Origin of the sequence: Salicola sp. Rm-C-2C1-2, from assembly GCF_040196175.1 — a bacterium.
Lineage (GTDB): Bacteria > Pseudomonadota > Gammaproteobacteria > Pseudomonadales > Oleiphilaceae > Halospina.
Map to the genome: position 1 here is coordinate 101,759 of NZ_JBEFNF010000001.1, position 18,893 is coordinate 120,651.

General features: G+C 60.3%; 18 protein-coding genes. 6 read left to right on the forward strand and 12 right to left on the reverse strand.

Features of this window, described 5'->3' with window-relative positions; all coding sequences use genetic code 11:
• Positions 1–22 precede the first annotated feature (22 nt).
• Positions 23–931 carry an alpha/beta hydrolase gene (locus AAF659_RS00460; RefSeq protein ID WP_349749724.1) on the forward strand — a complete coding sequence of 303 codons (909 nt, stop codon included), beginning with the start codon at positions 23–25 and terminating at the stop codon, positions 929–931.
• Between the two features lie 312 nt (positions 932–1,243).
• On the forward strand, positions 1,244–1,627 hold the full coding sequence (locus tag AAF659_RS00465) for a hypothetical protein (protein WP_349749725.1): 384 nt from the start codon (positions 1,244–1,246) through the stop codon (positions 1,625–1,627).
• Here the strand turns inward: AAF659_RS00465 and AAF659_RS00470 are convergent.
• On the reverse strand, positions 1,573–1,887 hold the full coding sequence (locus AAF659_RS00470; protein WP_349749726.1) for an STAS domain-containing protein: 315 nt from the start codon (positions 1,885–1,887) through the stop codon (positions 1,573–1,575). The genes AAF659_RS00465 and AAF659_RS00470 overlap by 55 nt on opposite strands.
• A 258-nt stretch (positions 1,888–2,145) precedes the next feature.
• Here AAF659_RS00470 and AAF659_RS00475 point away from each other — a divergent pair, with 258 nt between their 5' ends.
• Both AAF659_RS00475 and AAF659_RS00480 read left to right on the forward strand, forming a co-directional pair.
• Complete coding sequence (locus AAF659_RS00475; protein WP_349749727.1) at positions 2,146–3,174, forward strand: alpha/beta hydrolase; 1,029 nt, start codon at positions 2,146–2,148, stop codon at positions 3,172–3,174.
• Positions 3,171–3,827, forward strand: a complete 657-nt coding sequence (locus AAF659_RS00480; RefSeq protein ID WP_349749728.1) for a YiaD family glycine zipper/OmpA-like lipoprotein — start codon at positions 3,171–3,173, stop codon at positions 3,825–3,827. Before AAF659_RS00475 ends, AAF659_RS00480 begins: the two co-directional genes overlap by 4 nt.
• A gap of 4 nt (positions 3,828–3,831) precedes the next feature.
• Here AAF659_RS00480 and AAF659_RS00485 read toward each other — a convergent pair whose 3' ends face one another.
• From AAF659_RS00485 to serA, 3 genes are all read right to left on the reverse strand, one after another.
• Positions 3,832–5,610: an SLC13 family permease gene (locus AAF659_RS00485; RefSeq protein ID WP_349749729.1), complete on the reverse strand. Its 1,779-nt coding sequence runs from the start codon at positions 5,608–5,610 to the stop codon at positions 3,832–3,834.
• Positions 5,611–5,771: 161 nt separating this feature from the next.
• The gene (locus AAF659_RS00490; RefSeq protein ID WP_349749730.1) at positions 5,772–6,053 is read right to left on the reverse strand and encodes a sll1863 family stress response protein; all 282 of its coding nucleotides are present in this window, start codon (positions 6,051–6,053) and stop codon (positions 5,772–5,774) included.
• Positions 6,054–6,073: 20 nt separating this feature from the next.
• Positions 6,074–7,303, reverse strand: coding sequence for a phosphoglycerate dehydrogenase (gene serA, locus AAF659_RS00495; protein ID WP_349749731.1), 1,230 nt, complete (start codon positions 7,301–7,303; stop codon positions 6,074–6,076).
• Positions 7,304–7,466: 163 nt separating this feature from the next.
• On the opposite strand from serA, the gene AAF659_RS00500 reads away from it, so the two are divergent.
• Complete coding sequence (locus AAF659_RS00500) at positions 7,467–8,876, forward strand: D-2-hydroxyglutarate dehydrogenase (RefSeq protein WP_349749732.1); 1,410 nt, start codon at positions 7,467–7,469, stop codon at positions 8,874–8,876.
• Position 8,877: 1 nt separating this feature from the next.
• Here AAF659_RS00500 and AAF659_RS00505 read toward each other — a convergent pair whose 3' ends face one another.
• The 3 genes from AAF659_RS00505 to AAF659_RS00515 are packed head-to-tail and all read right to left on the reverse strand — an operon-like array spanning position 8,878 to position 11,061.
• Positions 8,878–9,033 carry a hypothetical protein gene (locus AAF659_RS00505; protein WP_349749733.1) on the reverse strand — a complete coding sequence of 52 codons (156 nt, stop codon included), beginning with the start codon at positions 9,031–9,033 and terminating at the stop codon, positions 8,878–8,880.
• A 39-nt stretch (positions 9,034–9,072) separates the two neighbouring features.
• Positions 9,073–10,383 (reverse strand): ABC1 kinase family protein, encoded by a 1,311-nt coding sequence (locus AAF659_RS00510; RefSeq protein ID WP_349749734.1) that lies wholly within the window; start codon positions 10,381–10,383, stop codon positions 9,073–9,075.
• A gap of 18 nt (positions 10,384–10,401) precedes the next feature.
• Positions 10,402–11,061 carry a fumarylacetoacetate hydrolase family protein gene (locus AAF659_RS00515; protein ID WP_502949191.1) on the reverse strand — a complete coding sequence of 220 codons (660 nt, stop codon included), beginning with the start codon at positions 11,059–11,061 and terminating at the stop codon, positions 10,402–10,404.
• 232 nt (positions 11,062–11,293) lie between these two features.
• On the opposite strand from AAF659_RS00515, the gene AAF659_RS00520 reads away from it, so the two are divergent.
• Positions 11,294–12,271, forward strand: coding sequence for an NADPH:quinone oxidoreductase family protein (locus tag AAF659_RS00520; protein ID WP_349749736.1), 978 nt, complete (start codon positions 11,294–11,296; stop codon positions 12,269–12,271).
• On the opposite strand, the gene AAF659_RS00525 is transcribed toward AAF659_RS00520, so the two are convergent.
• The 5 genes from AAF659_RS00525 to AAF659_RS00545 all read right to left on the reverse strand — a co-directional run bounded on the left by AAF659_RS00525 (position 12,268) and on the right by AAF659_RS00545 (position 18,876).
• A complete protein-coding gene (locus tag AAF659_RS00525; RefSeq protein WP_349749737.1) occupies positions 12,268–13,659 on the reverse strand; it encodes an amidase in 1,392 nt (463 codons plus the stop codon). The genes AAF659_RS00520 and AAF659_RS00525 overlap by 4 nt on opposite strands.
• 13 nt (positions 13,660–13,672) lie before the next feature.
• Entirely contained in the window at positions 13,673–15,496 is a 1,824-nt protein-coding gene (locus tag AAF659_RS00530) for a long-chain-acyl-CoA synthetase (RefSeq protein WP_349749738.1), read from the reverse strand.
• A 152-nt stretch (positions 15,497–15,648) separates the two neighbouring features.
• The gene (locus AAF659_RS00535) at positions 15,649–16,482 is read right to left on the reverse strand and encodes an SDR family oxidoreductase (protein WP_349749739.1); all 834 of its coding nucleotides are present in this window, start codon (positions 16,480–16,482) and stop codon (positions 15,649–15,651) included.
• A gap of 268 nt (positions 16,483–16,750) precedes the next feature.
• A complete protein-coding gene (locus AAF659_RS00540) occupies positions 16,751–18,196 on the reverse strand; it encodes a sensor histidine kinase (protein ID WP_349749740.1) in 1,446 nt (481 codons plus the stop codon).
• Entirely contained in the window at positions 18,196–18,876 is a 681-nt protein-coding gene (locus AAF659_RS00545) for a response regulator transcription factor (RefSeq protein ID WP_151441028.1), read from the reverse strand. Before AAF659_RS00545 ends, AAF659_RS00540 begins: the two co-directional genes overlap by 1 nt.
• Positions 18,877–18,893: the final 17 nt, after the last annotated feature.

Here is an 18,893-nt window from a genome sequence, read left to right on the forward strand (position 1 = left end):
CCAACTTGAAAGGATGCGCTTTATGAGTCACGAGCCCAATGATGTGCAATTCAACGTTAATGGCGAGGCACTAGCCGGCTGGTGGTTCCAGCCGGAGCTGGCGGTGCGCACGCCGTGCCCCTGCATCGTGATGGCGCATGGCCTTGGGGGAACCCGTGATGCGGGTCTTGAGCCCTATGCCCGGGCCTTTGCGGCAGCGGGGTTTGCTGTGCTGCTGTTTGACTACCGTTGTTTCGGGGCCAGTGAGGGGCAGCCACGCCAGCTTGTTTCCGTCCGCCACCAGCTGGTGGACTGGCAGGGAGCCATTGATTTCGCACGCCAGCAGCCGGGCATTGATCCTGAACGAATCGCCCTCTGGGGGTCCTCTTTCTCAGGAGGCCATGTGCTGGTGGCGGCGGCCCGGGATGGCAGCGTAGCCGCCGTATCAGCCCAGGGGCCGATGGTGGATGGACTGGCTGCCGTGTTCAATGTGGTGAGTTATGCCGGTATTGGCGGAATCGTGCGGCTGAGCACGCTGGCACTCAGGGATCAATTCCAGGCCCTTGTGGGCGGCGCCCCCCTTTATGCACCCATTGTGGGCCAGCCGGGTGAGACCGCTGCCATGGCGACTGCGGATGCCTATGACGGTTACCGGGCAATTGCCCCTCCGGACTGGCGTAATGAGCTTGCGGCCAGGCTGGCGCTGCAGCTGCCGCTATACCGCCCCGTGCGATCTGCCCGTGAGCTCCCGTGCCCGGCTCTGATCCAGGTCTGTGGCCGTGACTCAGTAGCACCGCCGGAGGCGGCGGAAAAGGCGGCGCGCAAGGCGGGGGCCCGGGCGGAGCTGCGCCGTTACGACGATCTGGGGCATTTCGACATCTATGTCGGCGATGGTTTTGACCGTTCCTCGTCGGACCAGATTGATTTCTTCCAGCGTCATCTTCTGCCGTGAAAGAAGCGCCGATCCCGGATGACGAACCGCAGCGCCAAGCGGCACTGGAGGAATACGAACTCCTGAACCAGGGCCCCTAGGCGTGGTTTGACGACATTGTGGCCGTGGCGGTTGAGGTCTGCGGCACCGACATGGCCATGCTAAACCTGCTCGATAATGGGCAGCAGCTGTACAAGGCCGCCTTCGGGATGAATCGCGAACACTTCATTCCGGAGCGTTCCTACTCCTTCTGCGGCCACGCCATTGTGCAGCCCGGCTTATCGGATGCGCGAGCTCGATGCCCGCTACCAGCGCTAGACGTCTCTGGTAGCAGTGACGGCCCACAGCGCTTCGGAGCCGGACACCCAGCAACGCCAGTTCATGGACGCGTACCTGACCAAGCTGCTGACCTTTCTGGGGCTCTACCGGCCGCTTAGCCAATGGCTGGATACCAGGGAAGATCCGTGGGCCGGCACTCCTGTGGACGGGGAGGTCGTCGATGAGATGTCGAACGAAGGGCGTTCACTGGCGGATGAGCGCATGGTGGAAAGGGAGCTGGTTTTGCAGAATCTGGGCGGGAACCCGCGGTCGGTTATTTCACTGCCGGCTGAGCAGGTCGTCTTCAGCAACCAGTATGGTCAGTTCCGAGGGGCATCCATTGTTCAGTCGAGAAAACGGAACATGCGCTGGAAGTGGGCGATTTCCAGTATCTCCTGAACCACGCCGGAGACGTTGCTGAGCACGATCTCGATGTTGCGGTTCTGGGCCTTTTCGCGCAGCAGCAACAGGGTGCCCAGGGCGGCGCTGTCGAGATAGTCAAGATTGCTCAGGTCCAGCACGATGTATTGGGTGCCTGGCGTTTCCAGTGCTTGCGTCTGCTTGGGTTTGAAGTCGGTATAGACATTAAAGTCGAACTGGCCATGGAGGCTCAGAGTGACAGTGCCTTCACCGTCGTCGTGTTTTTCAATGCTGAACATGGCAAAGTTCTCGGTCTGGGTCAGAGTAAGTCCATGCTGCCTGTGGACATGGACTTCCGGGTCAAAGTCGCATCCTGAGCACTAGCGCCCTCGCCCCGTGCATTGGGTCAGCCTGGATGTCATCATTAACGGACTGTTTCAGTGTCTCCCTGAATTAAGCTTATGCGGTCTCATTGCTGGGTCAAACGGTATTTGCCTGGACGAAGGCCCTGCTGGAGACAGGGATCAGTGTTCAACCTTTGTTCAGGATCAGTCTGGATGCCGCAGTACGATAGTGCCACCCACTCTGGCTGGGACCGCGACGCGGTTGTTGCCTCGCTTCCGCCATTCAGCTTTGCTGATACCCCCGCGCCGGATGCTGTGGTAGCGACCTATCTGGCCTTCTACAACCTTGAACCCGGCCCGGAGTTCCCGTCGGTCAGCCACCACCTGGGGTGGCTACGTGCGGCGGGCTATCGCATAGCCGCCCACTACTACGAGCAGCGCAGATCTCACGGCACGGTCTTTCTCTTCCACGGCTATTTTGACCATGCAGGTCTCTATACCCGGATGATTCGCTACTGCCTGGGGCTCGGCCTGAACGTGTTGATCTATGATCTGCCTGGGCATGGTCTCTCCAGTGGCCGGCCCACCGCCATCGGGAGTTTCCGCGAGTACCAGCGGGTTCTGCTCACGGTGTTGGGTCTTTCCCGGGATCATGCTCCCACGCCCTGGGTTGGCATCGGCCAAAGTACCGGCGGCGCTGTTCTGATTGATTATCTGCTTTCCTGTCATGAAGCACCGGATGCCGTCGCGTTCAGCGGTGTGGTGCTGATGGCGCCACTGGTTCGTCCTATGGGATTCCGTAGTGGTAAGTGGCTGCATATGGTTATGAACCCGTTCCGTGAAACCTGGAAGCGGGTGTTCACCGCCAACAGCAATGACAATGAATTCGTGCGCTTTCTCAAGGAACACGATCCGCTGCAGGCACGGTTCATGGCGATGAACTGGGTGACCGCGCTGAAGCGCTGGATTCCGCGTATCGAGGCGGCCCCACCAGTGGACTATGGTCTGGCGGTGGTTCAGGGCGAGCAGGACATGACCGTGGACTGGCGGCACAACCTGCGGGTGCTGCGGCGCAAGTTCGAGCGCCTGCGCCTTTACCAGATCCCCGAGGGCAGGCATCATCTGGCGAACGAGTCGGATCCTATTCTGAGCCAGGTTCAGGATGCCGTTGGTGCTGAGATTGAACGGGTCCTGGCGGAGGCGGTGGTGCCGGGTACCCATAAGAAGGGGAGTGAGGAATGAAGAAAACGCTGATAGCAGTTGCTCTGAGCACCACCATGATTGGTGGTTGTGCGACCCAGGATGCCTACACTGGTGAGCAGCAAACCTCGAAAACGGTGATCGGCAGCGTGATCGGCGCGGTTGCCGGAGCGGCGACGGGGGCGGCTACATCGAGCAAAGGCGACCGTGAGAAGGGCATGATCACCGGTGCCGTTGCGGGTGGGCTTCTTGGCGCCGGGGTTGGCCAATATATGGACCGCCAGGAAGCTGAGCTGCGTAAGCGCCTTGAGGGGACCGGGGTGCGAGTCAAGCGCGATGGCAATAACATCGAGCTGATTATGCCCGGTAACATTACCTTCGATGTGGACCAGTCGAACATCCGGAGCTCGTTCTATGATGTGCTGGAATCAGTGGTGATGGTGGTCAAGGAGTTTGATCAGACCGCTATTGCCGTAGGCGGGCATACCGACAGCACCGGCAGTTTTGAATATAACCAGCAGCTCAGTGAGAAGCGCGCTGAGTCGGTAGCGCAGTATCTGCTTAATCAGGGCGTTGCCCAGGGGCGGGTTCATACCCGCGGATATGGGCCGCGCTTTCCGATCGCCAGCAACGATACCGAGCAGGGCAGGCAGCAGAATCGCCGCGTCGAAATCGATCTGATGCCCATGGAGTAAGGCCTCAGGTTGCGCCGGCAGGATAGACGGTGCTGACGCTCAGCACCGTCATAACGCCGCAGAGGACGTTCAGGGGCAGGCCGGCCTTCATGAAATCCGTAAAATGGAAACCGCCCGGGCCAAAGACCATGAGATTGGTCTGGTAGCCCAGCGGCGTGCTGAAACTGGCTGAGGCGGCCATCATCAGCGTCAGCACGAAGGGTTCGGCTGGCATACCAGTACTCTGGGTGATGGCCAGAATAATGGGCAGCGTCAGCAAGGCCGCCGCATTGTTGGTGATCATCTCCGTCATAACGTTCACCAGCGCATAGGTAGCCACCAGCATCAGCAGATAATCTCCGGCCGTCAGGGTGAGTACGCCATGGGCCAGCCAGACGGCGGCGCCGGTCTTGTCCAGAGCGTTGCCCAGCGCAAAGGAGCAGGCAATGGTCAGCAGCACATGGCCATCCAGACTCCTGCGAGCCAGGTTGAGGGTCAGGCAGTTACTGGCCAGCAGTGCCAGAGCGCCCACCATGGACGCATGAAGCATCGACAGGGTGTTCGTGGCCGCCATCAGTATAACCCCGATCAGAATGGCCCAGGCCCGCCAGGATTTGCGGTGATCGGGGCTCTCCTCCTCCGTATCATTAACCAGCAGAAAATCCCGTGAATAGCGCTGGCGGGTCACGAACACCGGTCGTGCCTCCAGCAGGAGGGTGTCCGCGGCTTCCAGCCGGATATTGCCCAGGTTGCCCTCAATCCGCTTGCCATTACGGGCAATGGCAAGCACAACGGCGCCATACTTTTCCCGGAAACGGCTCTCGCGGATGGTGCTGCCTACGGCCAGGCACTCCGGTGACACCACGGCCTCAACAATGCGCCGTTCTGGCGCCTCCTTGGCCAGAAGTGGCTGTTCCTCGGTCGAGGGCACCAGACCGCGAATCTGGCGCAGCTCAATAATCGACTGTACATCCCCTGCAAAGACCAGACGATCGCCGCTGCGCAGCCGCTCCTCCGAGGGCACAGCGGTGACTACGCCGCCCTCGCGCTCGATCTCCACCAGATAGAGCCCCTGAAGGTGGCGCAGGCCGGCTTCCGCCACGGTCTGGCCAACCAGTGGCCCGTCATTGGCTACAGCCATTTCCACCGTGTATTCACGGAAGTCGCCGAACATCTGCCGGCCATTGCCTTTACGGCTACGCAGTACAAGCGGCAGCCAGAGCACGATGAAGGCCAGACCTGCAACAATCACCGGGAGACTGATCCGGGTAATGTCGAAAAGGTGGAAGCCATCGGTGTCCGCCAGATCCATGTACAGTCCGTTGACGATCAGGTTGGTGCTGGTACCGATGAGCGTCAGGGTGCCACCGAGGATAGCGGCATAGCTCAAAGTCATGAGCAGCGGCGCCACGGGAATGTCGTGGTGGCGGGCCCAGCGTGCAATAGCCGGGATGAAAGTGGCGACCACCGGGGTATTGTTCAGGAAACCGCTCAGACCGGCCACTGGCGCGATGACCCGAGCCTGGGCATAGCGGGTGGACTCGGGGTGTCCCAGGAGATGCTTGATGATCCAGTCCAGCCCGCCCGTGTTGTGAATACCAGCGGCGATCACGTACATGAAGGCAACGGTGATCAGGCCACCATTACTGAACCCAGCCAGCGCTTCCTGGTGGGTCAGGATGCCGGAGACGGTCAGAAAGATCAGGGCGGTCAGCATGACCAGGTCGGTCCCCAGGCGTGTCGTCATCAGGGTGATGAGCACACCGGCTACCGTTAGAAGGCTTGTCCAGCCAGTCCAGTCCATTCCGTCTCTCGGTCGTCTGTAAAATACAGGGAGAGGCTATCACTGGCCGTTATTACCACAAAGCCTTAATAGTAATTTTGATATTCTTGTGGGGTCTATTTTGGCGGAGAATAACCGAGGAGAGAGGACGGCACCCGACAGGGCGGGTGCCAAAAGCCGAGTCAGGAGCGCCGATTGAGGAAGTCCTCAACTTTGCCCTTGACCTCATTCAGGTGTGACTCGCCACTGGCGCGCACTTCCTTGAGCTTCGCACGGGCCGCGTCGATGTCCTCCTGGAGATCGGCAATCCGCTTGGCGGTCTTCTCCTTGAGTTCCTCGGTGGCCTCGTGGTTCTCGGCTTTCGCCTTGTATTCGTTGAACTGCGCCCGGAGGCTGTCGAGCTTGGTCTCCCAGCTCTCAACCTGCTTTTCCAGCTTCTGGGTCAGCGTATCCTTCAGTGACATGTCACACCTCCTCGAGAGTGTCAGAACAGTACTCGTGCCTTGATGGTGCCTTTCACTTCACGCAATTTGCGCAGGGCTACATCGCTGTACTCTTTGTTGACGTCAATGACGACATAGCCAATCTGATCATTGGTGCGCAGGTACTGTCCACAGACGTTGATGTCATTTTCCGAGAAGATCTGGTTGATTTCGGACATGACACCGGGAATGTTCTCGTGGATGTGCAGCAGCCGGTGCTGGTTCGGGTGCTCGGGAAGAGCAACTTCCGGGAAGTTCACTGAACCCACGGAGGTACCGTTGTCACTGTAGGTGGCCAGCTTACCCGCAACCTCGCCGCCGATGTTCTGCTGCGCCTCTACTGTGGAGCCGCCCACATGGGGGGTGAGAATGACGTTGTCGAACTCGCGCAGTGGCGAGATGAATTCCTCGTCGTTGGACTTGGGCTCGGTCGGAAAGACGTCGATGGCGGCGCCCAGAAGCTTCCCCGAACGCAGTGTCTCAGAAAGGGCCTCGATGTCGACCACGGTACCACGTGAGGCGTTGATGAGGATGCTGCCCTGCTTCATCTGGGCCAGTTCATCAGCACCGAACATGTTGCGGGTGGATTCGGTCTCGGGCACATGCAGCGTGACCACGTCGGACATCGCCAGAAGCTCTTTCATCGAGCCAACCTGAGTGGCGTTGCCTAGCGACAGCTTGGCAATGACGTCGTAATAGTAGACGTGCATGCCCAGTGACTCGGCCAGCACGCTCAGCTGTGAGCCGATATTGCCGTAGCCGATAATCCCGAGGTTCTTACCGCGGGTTTCATAGCTGTTACTGGCGGATTTCATCCACACGCCGCGGTGTGCGGCTGCGTTTTTCTCAGGCGTACCGCGCAGCAGCAGAATGGTCTGCGCGATGACCAGCTCCGCAACACTGCGGGTGTTGGAGTGCGGCGCGTTGAATACGGCAATGCCGCGCTTCTTGGCGGCTTCCAGGTCTACCTGATTGGTGCCGATGCAGAAGCAGCCGACAGCCACGAGCTTGTTGGCGTGCTGGAATACCTTTTCAGTGAGCTGGGTGCGCGAACGAATGCCCACGAAGTGCGCATCACTGATCTTCTCCAGCAGTTCGTCCTCCGGCAGGGAGTGACTGATGTGCTCAATGTTGGTGTAACCGGCCGCATTAAGGGTATCCACGGCCGACTGGTGAACGCCCTCAAGAAGCAGAAAGCGGATTTTGCTCTTGTCGAGTGATGTCTTAGCCATGACAGAAAATTCCAGTCTGAGTCAGAGTTTTCGAAAAAATTGATTTTAAATCAGAAAATTGCGGTCTCCGCCGCATTGATGAAGAAGCTATGGTAGCATAGCTGGTGACCTTTTCCCGACTTTTGAACAGATTTTGAACAGTTCCTGGAGGAATCCCGACGCTATGAATACAACGGCAACGGCGTTTGATCCGCAGATACTTGAAGGACTTCTTACTGACGGGGGCAAGGTTGTGACCGCCCCGGATGATCTGGCTGCCTATGGCTGTGACTGGACGCGCATCTACGATCCAGCGCCGCTGGCCGTGGTGCTCCCCAAGTCGACTGAGGAGGTGCAGGCCATCGTCCGCTATGCCAATGAGCAGCACATGGCCCTGGTGCCATCCGGTGGGCGCACCGGTCTGAGTGCGGGCGCAGTGGCTGCCAACGGTGAGCTGGTGGTGGCCATGGACCGCATGAACCGGATTCTGGACTTCAATGCCAATGACCGCCTGGTGCAGTGCGAGGCGGGTGTGGTCACCGAGCAGCTCCAGCACTACGCCGAGGAGCAGGGCCTGTACTACCCGGTGGACTTTGCCTCTGCGGGGTCCAGTGAACTGGGCGGCAATATCGCCACCAATGCCGGTGGCATCAAGGTCATTCGTTACGGCATGACCCGCGATTGGGTTCTGGGCCTGAAAGTCGTTACCGGCACGGGCGAGATCCTTGAGCTCAACAACGGACTTGAGAAGAACAACACCGGTTACGATCTGCGCCATCTGTTCATCGGTGGCGAGGGCACCCTGGGCTTCATTACCGAGGCAACCATGAAACTGGCGCGCCAGCCCTCCAACCTCACGGTGATGGTGCTGGGCCTGAATGACCTGACCAATACCATGGATGTGCTCCAGAGTTTCCGTTCGAAGCTGGATCTGACCGCCTACGAGTTCTTCTCCAATGAAGCGATCGGTCACGTTCAATCGCATGCGGAAGTGCCGCGGCCGTTCGAGACCGAGTGCCCTTATTACGCGCTGCTGGAGTTCGAGGCGATCTCCGAGGGCGTAATGGAAGAGGCCATGGGGCTGTTCGAGCACTGCGTGGAACAGGGCTGGGTGGTTGATGGTGTTATCAGCCAGAGCGAAAGTCAGGCAGCAAAGCTGTGGCAGCTGCGCGAGCGGATCTCGGAGTCCATCGCGCCGCACACGCCCTATAAGAACGATCTGTCGGTGCGGATCTCACACGTGCCGGAGTTCCTTAACGAGATCCATTCGGTGGTGCAGTCGCAGTACCCGGACTTTGAGATCATCTGGTACGGCCACATTGGTGACGGCAATCTGCATTTGAATATCCTGAAGCCGTCGGATATGGAAAAGCAGGAGTTCTTCAAACGCTGCGAAACCGTGAACGATCTGGTGTTCGAGATCGTGCAGCGCTATGAGGGCAGTGTCTCCGCTGAACACGGCGTTGGAATGGTGAAGAAGAAGTACCTCGGATTCACCAAGAGCGCCGAGGAGATTGCCGTGATGAAGGGCATCAAGAAAGTGTTTGACCCTAACGGCATCATGAATCCCGGCAAGTTGATCGACGCGGACTGATTCAGTTTGTCCGCGGGGCGCTGAAGGTGGCTTCTGGTTCGTTGCGGATGACGAACTGGGGGCTGCTTTCAGCGACCGCTGTGAACCCATCCTTGGGCGCTGGCGCGATGGCATCCCTGCCATCGAGCCTCGCTGAAAGCAGCCCCCACTCGGTCATTGGATCGGCTTTCCGTGGCTTCCCCGCGAGTGCCCGCCTTTACGCCTCGCCCTCAAGATACTCTTCCAGAAGAGGACGGAAATCGGTCTTCACGCCCAGGCGTTTCATCATCCAGTAGTGGCCGGCGATCATGCGGTCGATGAGGATGCTTTCGACCGGCGGCTTGAAGGCGTTCAGGTGTTTAAAGACCGTATGGGTATGGGCAGCCACCTGCTGGTGAAGGTCGGACTGGCCAAAGTCGTAAGGTTGGTTCTCCGGCGCGAAGGGCTGGTAGAGGATGTTTCGCCACATGGCGTAATACTCGGGGTCTATCGGCGGGTGATCCTCCACACGCGCGCCCAGGTGGATGAGGTGTTGATCGAGGGCGGTGTAGTCCTCATTGAGGGCAGCGATGATGCAGTTGCGATAGGCCGCCACGGTTGAGGGGCGCAGACTTTTGACGCAGCCGAAGTCATAGAGGATGACGGTACCGTCTGGCCGGTAGGCGAAATTGCCGGCATGAGGGTCGCCGTGGATGCAGCGGTGGCGGAACAGGCCGTCGGCCATGGTGCGGAAGATCCGGTGGCCGATGAGATTGAGGGTGGCCTGGTCGTAACGCTCAGGGGTGACCTCGCTGATGTGGTCCCCCTCCACTTTCTCCATGGTGAGCACACGCCTTGAGCTGCACTCAGGGATGGCTTCGGGAATCAGGATGCCATCATCGTCCCTGTGCTGCTGGGCGAAGTGATGGATGTTGCCGGCTTCGTTCTCATAGTCGAGTTCTTCGTGAAGCCGGTCGCGGACTTCGTTGAACAGCTCGTCGACGCTTTCCTTAGGCATCTTCAGCAGGCCCCCCAGACGCAGCGCGGTACGCAGCTGGCGCAGGTCGGAGTCGCAGGAGCGGTCGACACCAGGGTACTGGATCTTGATCACGACTTCGCGGCCATCGTGCAGCCACCCCGTGTGAACCTGGCCAATGGAGGCGGCCGCGTAGGGCGTCTCGTCGATGCTGGCGAATAGGTTTTCGACGGTGTCCTCAAGCTCATGTTCGATCTGCTGGCGGATAACGGCGAATTCCATCGCCGGTGCCTCCTTTTGGAGGCGCTGCAGCGCATCAGTGAGCTCACGCGGGAGGAAGTCCTGGGTCTGGGAGGCGATCTGGCCGACTTTCATGACGGCGCCCTTGAGTTCGCCCAAAGTATCAACGATCTCTTCGGCCATGCGGCTGTAATACTCGTGGCGACTTTCCTCGCTCTCCTCGCTGAACAGGCCCCGGGCCTTGCGGGCGGCGTAGCTGGAGGCGACCGAGCCGGTCATGCCGGCTAGCCGGAAGAAGCGCCCGGTACGGGTTGTTACCGGTTTACGGCTCATGAGGTAGCGTGACTCCGCTCAGGATACAGTGGTTTCAATACTCAGCCGGTCTTCCAGGGTGAGGGTAAGGGCGTCGCCGGGGGCAAGTTTGCCCACCCCGGCTGGCGTTCCTGTTAGCACAACATCCCCGGGGGCCAGCGTAAAGTGCTCACTCATATACGACACCAGTGCCGGAATGGGTTTGAGCATCTGTGCCGTATCACCGTGCTGGCATGGTTCACCGTTGATATGCAGGCTGAACTGGAAACGCCAGGTGGCTGGAAACTGGTGCCTGGGGATGAATGCCGACAACGGACAGGCGCCGTCAAAGGCCTTGGCGATTTCCCATGGGTGGCCTTCCTGCTTGAGCCGACTCTGGGTCTCGCGCAGTGTCAGGTCCAGGGCCAGTCCAAGCCCAATGACAGCGTCGTCCACATCGTCTTCACTGGCGTGGCTCAAGCGCTGGCCGATCAACAGAGCCAGTTCGGTCTCATAGTGCACCGGTTCGTCCCGTTCCGGCAGGGTCACGCCGGTTTCCAGTTCCGCCACGGCCGAAGGGGGTTTGATGAACACAAGCGGATGGGAGGGAACGGGGTTGTTCAGCTCAGTCGCATGTTCAGCGTAGTTCCGACCTACGCAGACAACCTTGGTAACCGGGTTGTTGTTGCCTGAACCATCGGTCAGGCGCCCTTGTGGCATTGTCATTGGTCACTCCGTGATTAATTGGCCCAAGCATAGCCGAGTGTATGGTGGCAATGCACGGTCATTCCGGGGGTTAATGCATAAGGCCTGTTGATGTTTGTGGATGATCGAGATTTATTTGATTGATGTCACCGAGGCGATTAGGTTGATTGCAAGTTGGTTGTACGGGGTAGGAGCGGGGAGCGCTTCACGGGGACCACAAAAATGAACGACGACACGGAGATTAATAATGCGAGCTATTCTGTGCCACGAATACGGCCCTGCCGATAAACTCCAGATTGGGGAATTGGACGCACCGGAAGCCAAGGGCAGTGGGGTGAAGGTCCGGGTGAAGGCGGCGGGTCTGAACTTTCCGGATACTCTGATCATTGAGGGCCAGTACCAGCTCAAACCGCAGATGCCGTTTGCACCGGGTGGCGAGATGGCCGGTGAGGTGCTTGAGGTGGGTGAGAAGGTGAGCCGCTTCAAGCCCGGCGACCGGGTTATGGGTCTGACCGGCTACGGCGCTTTTGCCGAGGAGATTGTGGCACCGGAAGGCCAACTTATTCCGATTCCTGATGGCATGAGCGATGAGCAAGCGGCTTCCTTCTCGATGGTTTACGGCACGTCCTATCATGCGCTCAAGCAGCGCGCGACTATCCAGGAGGGTGAGAAGCTGCTGGTGCTTGGTGCCAGTGGTGGCGTGGGCCTGGCAACGGTAGAGTTGGGCAAGGCCATGGGCGCTCATGTGATTGCCGCCGCCAGCAGCCAGGCCAAGCTGGATGTGGCGAAGGAAGCCGGTGCTGACGAGCTGATCAACTACACCGAAGAGAATCTTAAGGACGCGGTGAAGAGCCGGGCGAGTGATGGTGTGGATGTGGTCTATGATCCCGTGGGCGGTGACTTCACGGAACAGGCCCTGCGTTGCATGGCCTGGAATGGCCGCCACCTGATCGTGGGCTTCGCCGCCGGCGACATCCCGCAGATTCCTGCCAACCTGGCGCTGCTCAAGGGCTGTTCCGTGGTCGGCGTGTTCTGGGGCAACTTCACCATGAAAGAGCCCAAGACCAATATGCAGAACATCATGGAGCTGCTTAAGCTCTACGGTGAGGGCAAGATCCGGCCGCGCGTGAGCGAAGTGCACCCGTTTGAGGATTACGTGGAGGCCCTGAACGGCCTCAGCGAGCGCCGGGCGACCGGGAAGATCGTGCTGAAGGTGGCGGATTAATCCGCCATCTCGAGCTCATACCCCAACTCCAGCAACAACCGCTCCTGTCCGTGGCCGGCGGCCAGATGGATGCCGATGGGCAGGCCGGCTTCGGTCCAGCCCATGGGCATGGACAGAGCCGGCCCGCCGGCGGTGTTGCAGAAGGGCGTGACGCTCACGTACGCGGAGAGACGCTCCATCAGGGTTTCGTAGGGCACGTCCGGGTGCAGCCACCCAAGCGTCGGCGTGGTGTGGCCGAGCACCGGTGAGAGCAGGATGTCGTAGTTCTGGAAGAAACGCGCGTACTGCTTCCGTGTGCGTTTGAGCCGCGTGATGATGGCTGGCAGGCGGTGCATGTTGCGCCGGAAGCGCTGGTAAAGCCCGCGGCTGAGACCATCCACCTGATCCGGATCAAAGCCCTTGCCAAAGGCGAAGCGTCCACCACTGGTCGCGAGGAATGAGAGCATGCCCCAGTAGTGCTTGAAATCCTCGGGAAACGATGGATCCACCGGCGGAGCCACAGGCTCAACGCGGTGGCCGTTGCGCTCCAGCTGACGGGCGCAAGCCTCCACCGCTTGCCGGGTGGCCTCGTCCGTGGGGGTCTCGTTGATGGAATCCGTCATCAGGCCCACCCGGCAGTGCCGGTTGCCAGGGCCCTGCACATGCCCGATGGGCGACAGTTTACGGTTGCGGTGGACGCGCTCCATCTCCGCATGGAAAAGCGCGGTGTCGCGAACGGTTCGAGTCACCACGCCTTCGCTCATGACGTTGATCGGCAGGGGGCGCGCGCTTTCCGCCACCGCATGGCGCCCGCGCGTGGGTTTGAGCCCGACCAGGCCGCAGCAGGCGGCGGGAATGCGGATGGAGCCGCCGCCGTCGTTGGCGTGGGCCATGGGCACGGCACCGGCCGCTACCATGGCCGCGGAGCCACCGGATGAGCCGCCGGTTGAGTACGCTGGGTTCCAGGGGTTGCGGGAAGGCCCGTCATGAGCTGGTTCGGTGGTAGCGTTGAAACCGAATTCCGGCAGGGCGGTCTTGCCGAGCAGGGTCAGGCCGGTGGTCATGAATTCACGTGCATAGGCGCCGTCATGCTTCGCCGGATGGGGCTGTATGGCAGCGGAGCCATGGCGGCTGGGGAGCCCCTTCAGGTCGGTGTTGTCCTTAAGCAGGGACGGAATGCCGGCCAGGCCCCGGTTGTTGCCCCGTGCATCCCCGCGGGGCTCATTGAAACACTCCACCACCAGGGCGTTGAGCTGGGGCGAAAGCTGGCGTAACCGTTCGATAGCGGCCCCTTGAAGGTCCTGTTCCGACACCTCCCCCCGATGGAGTCGTTCCCGGAGCGCGACGGCGTCGTCGTTGCCCAGAGCGTCGTCCTGGAAGGCATGGATCTGTGGCTTGTCGTCTGCCATGAGAAAGGGCTCCTTAGAATGAAATCTCCCCACGGTCGATGGCGGCCGCGGTGGCTTCGTCCAGCTCCTGGTAGCCGTCCCCGCGAGGGAACAGCGCGAAGACCCGGTCACTGCTTTCGCCGGGGTGCCAGGCCTGGTTCTGCAGGTCGGTCTTTTTGTACTTGAAAGTGCCGGTGGTTTCGATGGCCTCGGTCAGCCGCAGGAAAATCGGTACCGCGTAGGGCGGCAGGTTGTCTTTCAGGTAGCGGAGGAAAACGGTCAGGTCCGGATTCTGCTCGCGCGGCACCAGGGTCGCCATGCCGGCCTTGCCGTCGTGACCCGGGATGGCCACGCCATAGACGACGATGTCCTCAACGCCCCCGAAGCCGTCGATGATGTTCTCCACCTCGTTGGTCGAGACGTTCTCGCCCTTCCAGCGGAAACTGTCGCCCATGCGGTCGACGAACTGCAGATGGCGGCAGCCGATGTCGCGCATCATGTCGCCGGTATTGAACCAGGCATCGCCCTTTTTGAAAGCGTTCCGGACGATGGATTTCTCGGTATCCTCCTTGCGGGTATAACCCTCGAAGTGCCACTTTTGGTTGATCTCGCCGATCAGCAGGCCAGGCTCGCCTTTTGCGACCTCCTGCAGCTTGCCCTGGTTGTCCCGGATGGGTTCCTTGGTGCCTTCCTTCACCCTCACGAGCTTGTAGGGCGCCGTGGACATGCCCACTGTGCAGTCGAGGTTGAAGACATTGGTGAATCCGATGTTGCCTTCGCTGGAGGCGTAGAACTCGGCGACCTGCTCAATGCCGAAACGCTCCTTGAAGTCATTCCAGATGGAAGGCCTCAGGCCATTGCCGATCATCTTGCGCAATGGATGGTTGCGGTCCTGATTGGAGGCCGGCTGGTTGAGCAGGTAACGGCAGAGCTCACCGACATAACCGAAAGTGGTGGCCTCGTAATAGCGAATGTCCTCCCAGAAACGGCTGGCGCTGAAGCGGCGTTTTATGACCAGTGATGAGCCACCGGCGAGTACTGAGCCCCAGCACACCAGCAGCGCTGTGCCGTGGTAGAACGGCAGACTGCAGTAGAGCACATCGTCCGGCGTCATGTTCAGTGCCATGAACCCGAAACTGCCACTGGCCTTGAAAAACTTGCGGTGGCTGCTGGGGGCGGCCTTGGGCAGACCAGTGGTGCCGGAGGTATAGATGTAGACGGCGGTGTCCCCGAGCCGGGGTGGGTCCTTGGGCGTGGGGTCCAGTGGGTCGACGCTGCTGATTGCTGTTGCAAGATTGGTATAGCCTTGGGGCGCATCACCGGTGTCGCTTCGGGTATCCCGGTCCGCCAGGTATAGCAGCGTGTTGTCGCCCTCGGGGGTGACGCGCTCGCGCACCGCCTCGAAGGTGTCCAGAAGTTCCTCGCCCACCACAATCTTCTTCGGCTCGACCAGACCAATGCTGTGTACGAGGACGTCACCTTTCTGCGAGGTATTGAGCATGGCGCAGGCAATGCCCATCTTCCCGGCGCCGGTGACGATGGCCAGCAACTCGGGGCGGTTCTCCAACAGCACTGCGACGGTGTCGCCCCGCTTCAGGCCCTGGCTGCGGAACCAGTGGGCGTACTGGTTGGCCCATTGGTTGAACTGGTGCCAGGTGAGGGTGCGCTCGCCGTAGTGGATGGCAGCGTTTTCGCTGTGGCGGCGTGCGTTGCGTTCGACGAAGGTGCCGATGCTCTGGGCCTTTTCGTCGTCGCTCATTGAATAGTAGTAGAGGCCCCGGGCCATGTAGGGAGCCTTGCGGATGAGGCCGGGGACTTTGCGGATGACGTCAGTTGCTTTGATCTGATCCGTGGTCATGGTGATCCTATATCGAGGCGTTTGGAGGAGGGGGAGTGGGGAGTCCTTCACGGGAAGCTCTGGAGCCATGGATGGCGGAAGAGCAGCGTACAGGGATGTATTTACAGCGTTTCCCGTGAAGGACTCCCCGCTCCCCCTCTTAGTACGAAGTCTCAATCGTCGAGGAAAAAGTCCTTCATCAGCTCCGGCCCGTTCGGGTCATAGCGGTAGTGCTCCAGATCGCTCACACCCTCTTCCGCCAGCACATCGTCATCGATCAGGCACTGCCCCGTCGTGCGCGAGGGCGGACGCTGGAGGATGGCCGCTGCCGCATCGCCCATGATCTCGGGCTTACGGCCTTTCGCCATCAGGTCCGGCCCGCCCACCTCGAACTCGATCGCCGCGGTGGCGATCAGCGTCCGTGGCCAGAGCGCGTTCACTGCCACGGGCAGCTTCCCGAACTCTTCCGCCATGCCGATGGTGAGCATGGACATGCCGTACTTGCTCAGCGTGTAGGGCGCATTGTTCGCGAACCACTTCGGGTTCAGGCTGATGGGGGGCGACAGGTTCAGGATGTGGCCGTGGTCGGATTCGCGCAGCCAGGGCAGCGCGGCCTGGCTGCAGACGAAGACCGCGCGGGCGTTGATCGACTGCATCAGGTCGTAGCGCTTGACCGGCAGGTCTGCCACGCCCTGCAGGCGGATGGCGCCGGCGTTGTTGACCAGGCAGTCGATGCCGCCGAAGTGGTCCGCCGCTTTCTGCATGACCTCGGCGACCTGGTTCTCGTCCTGCACGTCCAGTTTCAGTGCCAGCGCGCGGCTGCCTTCGGCTTCAACTTCCTCGGCCACTGTGTGGATGGTGCCGGGCAGCTTCGGGTGCGGCTCGTCGGACTTCGCGGCCACCACGATGTTGGCGCCCTGCCGGGCGCAGGCGAGGGCAATGGCGCGGCCGATGCCGCGGCTGCCACCGGTGATGAAGACGGTTTTTCCGTAAAGCGTGCTCGTCATTGTAATTCTTCTCCTGGATTGGGCGACCCCTGGGCAGAGACAGACTTGAGAGCCTGTCGGTTACGGACAGTGTCTCCTTCAGCCTCGGTGACTTCAATGCCGAGATCGTCCATTCTGGAGCCGGTGTCTGAAGCTGTTCGCTCACAACATAAGTCTGATAAGCCAAGCTGATATTGGCCCCAGTGACACAACCCGGTGAGGGTGATGACCAATTCCCTCCCGTGCCGATCCCAGGTCCAGGCATATCGCAGAATTCGAGGGGATTCTGTCAGGTGACCTGGAACGGAGCCTCGCTGGAGGCGTTATCGCTTGGCTTCAATGGCAGCGTTACAATCACACGACACCCTGCGGTGTCTGCGTTGGGGGAGTTCAGAGAGAGCGTTCCCTGATGCAGTTCAGCGATCCGCTTGGCAATGGCAAGACCCAGCCCGGCGCCGGTTCCCTGTCGCTGATCCAGTCGCGTGAATCGGCTGACGGCTCTCTCGCGCTCCCCGGGAGGAATGCCCGGTCCCTGGTCGGTCACCATAACGGTCGCTTTATCAGTGCTGGCCTCAAGGGTCAGGATGACCTCGGTATTGGCTGGACTGTACTGGATGGCGTTGGCAAGCAGCGAGCGGAGCATCGTCGTGATCAGTGAGGGGTGGCAGTCGATGTTCAGGGACTCAGTGCTGGTTTCGAAGCTGAGGTCGATGGCATTGTCCAGGGCGATTGGCATGATCTCGGCGACTGTGTTGCGAATGAGAGAGGGAAGCTCAGTGGACTCCATGGTGCTGTGGCTTGTGGCGTCCGCATCAAGCCGACTCAGCAGCAGTATCTGGTCCACGAGATGACTCATCCGGTCGACGGACGACATCAGCCCGGCGCCTTCCCCGGGGTGACGGGATTCCAGCCGTTCAAGGTTCAGCCTCAGTGCGGCGAGCGGTGTCCGGAGTTCATGGGCGACATCGGAGGAGAACTGCCGCTCCCGCTCGAATGCCTTGTCGAGACGATTAAGAAGTGTGTTCACCGCCTCCACGAGCCCCTGCACTTCCCTGGGCGCATGGCTCTCATCCAGCACATGCAGGTGTTCAGGGGCCATATGGCGTATTGGACGCTCGATGTTGCGCAGTGGCCGGAAGCTCAGGTGGATGACGACGACCGATGTCAGGAGCAATAACGGCAGCGCCGCGATGATGGGGACAACGTTACCCCAGGCCAGTTCGCCGCTCAGTTCGGATCGCACATCCGCCCTCTGGGCCGTTCTGATCCAGTGGCCCGTTGCGGGGTCTTTCAGTGTGAAGGTTCGCCACTGGTAACCCCCGGAATCGACCCAGTCATAGCCGGCTTCCAGCTCCTCCTGGCGCTCGGCGTGCAGTGTGTCGAGCATGGGGTCGCCTTTGGCGTTCCAGACCTCGAAAGCAATCTTTTTCTCGTACTTGTGACCGAGTCCCCCCGGGAGTATCTCGTCATAATCCCCCTCCATTTCGATTCCCAGCATTGTTGAGGTGGGAAGTTGAAGGGTCTGTTCCAGGGTGTGAGAGAGCTGTTCGGGCGATTGGGTTTCAGAAAGATGACGCAGAAGGCCCTGGACGATGCGGGTGCTCTGGGCGAGTTCGGCGTCGAAGATCTCATTGAGCTCGTGGTTGCTTTCCAGGTAGGCCCAGAGCGTTGCGCTGGTGGCAAGCAACAGCACAACGGCGGAAATGGCCATTGTCAGCGTTCGGGTCAGTGACATCAGGAAGGGAGCTCCAGAGCCTCTGGATTGAGCAGGTAGCCAACGCCGCGAACTGTCTTTATTGCCTCTTTACCGATCCGCCGTCTCAGGTGGTAGATGTGAACCTCCAGTGTGTTGCTCTCCACCCCCTGGTCCCATCCGTACAGTTGTTCCTCCAGCCGCTGACGGGATGCGACGCGTCCGGGGTTCTTCATGAGATACAGCAGGATCTGGTATTCACTGCGAGGCAGACGGCTCTGGTGCGAGTCGGTACTCAGCGTGGCGTCCTCCGTATCCAGCACCAGGGCGCCTACCTGGAGGTTCCTGGAGGGCGCCGCACCCGAACCGCGCCGCTGAATGGCCCTGATACGGGCCTTCAGCTCAGCCATGGCGAAGGGTTTCGTCAGGTAGTCGTCGGCCCCGGTATCCAACCCCTGAAGCTTGTCATCCAGCTGGCTCCGGGCCGTCAGAATGATGATCGGGGTGTTGATACCACTGGAACGGACCTTCTGAACGATATCCAGCCCATCCATGCGCGGTAGCGTCAGGTCCAGTATTGTCAGGTCAAAATGCTCATCGAGCAGTGCCTGGCAGGCTTGGCGTCCATCGTCGAGCCAGTCAACGGTGTGCTGGTCTTCGCGCAGCATGTCGACCATCGTGGTGGCCAGTGGATGATCGTCTTCAACCAGAAGAATTCGCATAGGCGTCCTATAGGATC

Bases quoted from the DNA above. Each gene is read 5' to 3' on its own strand.
- AAF659_RS00485 (WP_349749729.1), bottom strand. From the start codon at position 5,610: ATGGACTGGACTGGCTGGACAAGCCTTCTAACGGTAGCCGGTGTGCTC.
- AAF659_RS00525 (WP_349749737.1), bottom strand. From the start codon at position 13,659: ATGGCAGACGACAAGCCACAGATCCATGCCTTCCAGGACGACGCTCTG.
- AAF659_RS00510 (WP_349749734.1), bottom strand. From the start codon at position 10,383: ATGAGCCGTAAACCGGTAACAACCCGTACCGGGCGCTTCTTCCGGCTA.
- AAF659_RS00540 (WP_349749740.1), bottom strand. From the start codon at position 18,196: ATGTCACTGACCCGAACGCTGACAATGGCCATTTCCGCCGTTGTGCTG.
- AAF659_RS00545 (WP_151441028.1), bottom strand. From the start codon at position 18,876: ATGCGAATTCTTCTGGTTGAAGACGATCATCCACTGGCCACCACGATG.
- AAF659_RS00520 (WP_349749736.1), top strand. From the start codon at position 11,294: ATGCGAGCTATTCTGTGCCACGAATACGGCCCTGCCGATAAACTCCAG.
- AAF659_RS00490 (WP_349749730.1), bottom strand. From the start codon at position 6,053: ATGTCACTGAAGGATACGCTGACCCAGAAGCTGGAAAAGCAGGTTGAG.
- AAF659_RS00500 (WP_349749732.1), top strand. From the start codon at position 7,467: ATGAATACAACGGCAACGGCGTTTGATCCGCAGATACTTGAAGGACTT.
- serA (WP_349749731.1), bottom strand. From the start codon at position 7,303: ATGGCTAAGACATCACTCGACAAGAGCAAAATCCGCTTTCTGCTTCTT.
- AAF659_RS00475 (WP_349749727.1), top strand. From the start codon at position 2,146: ATGCCGCAGTACGATAGTGCCACCCACTCTGGCTGGGACCGCGACGCG.
- AAF659_RS00530 (WP_349749738.1), bottom strand. From the start codon at position 15,496: ATGACCACGGATCAGATCAAAGCAACTGACGTCATCCGCAAAGTCCCC.
- AAF659_RS00480 (WP_349749728.1), top strand. From the start codon at position 3,171: ATGAAGAAAACGCTGATAGCAGTTGCTCTGAGCACCACCATGATTGGT.
- AAF659_RS00460 (WP_349749724.1), top strand. From the start codon at position 23: ATGAGTCACGAGCCCAATGATGTGCAATTCAACGTTAATGGCGAGGCA.
- AAF659_RS00515 (WP_502949191.1), bottom strand. From the start codon at position 11,061: ATGCCACAAGGGCGCCTGACCGATGGTTCAGGCAACAACAACCCGGTT.
- AAF659_RS00505 (WP_349749733.1), bottom strand. From the start codon at position 9,033: ATGACCGAGTGGGGGCTGCTTTCAGCGAGGCTCGATGGCAGGGATGCC.
- AAF659_RS00535 (WP_349749739.1), bottom strand. From the start codon at position 16,482: ATGACGAGCACGCTTTACGGAAAAACCGTCTTCATCACCGGTGGCAGC.
- AAF659_RS00470 (WP_349749726.1), bottom strand. From the start codon at position 1,887: ATGTTCAGCATTGAAAAACACGACGACGGTGAAGGCACTGTCACTCTG.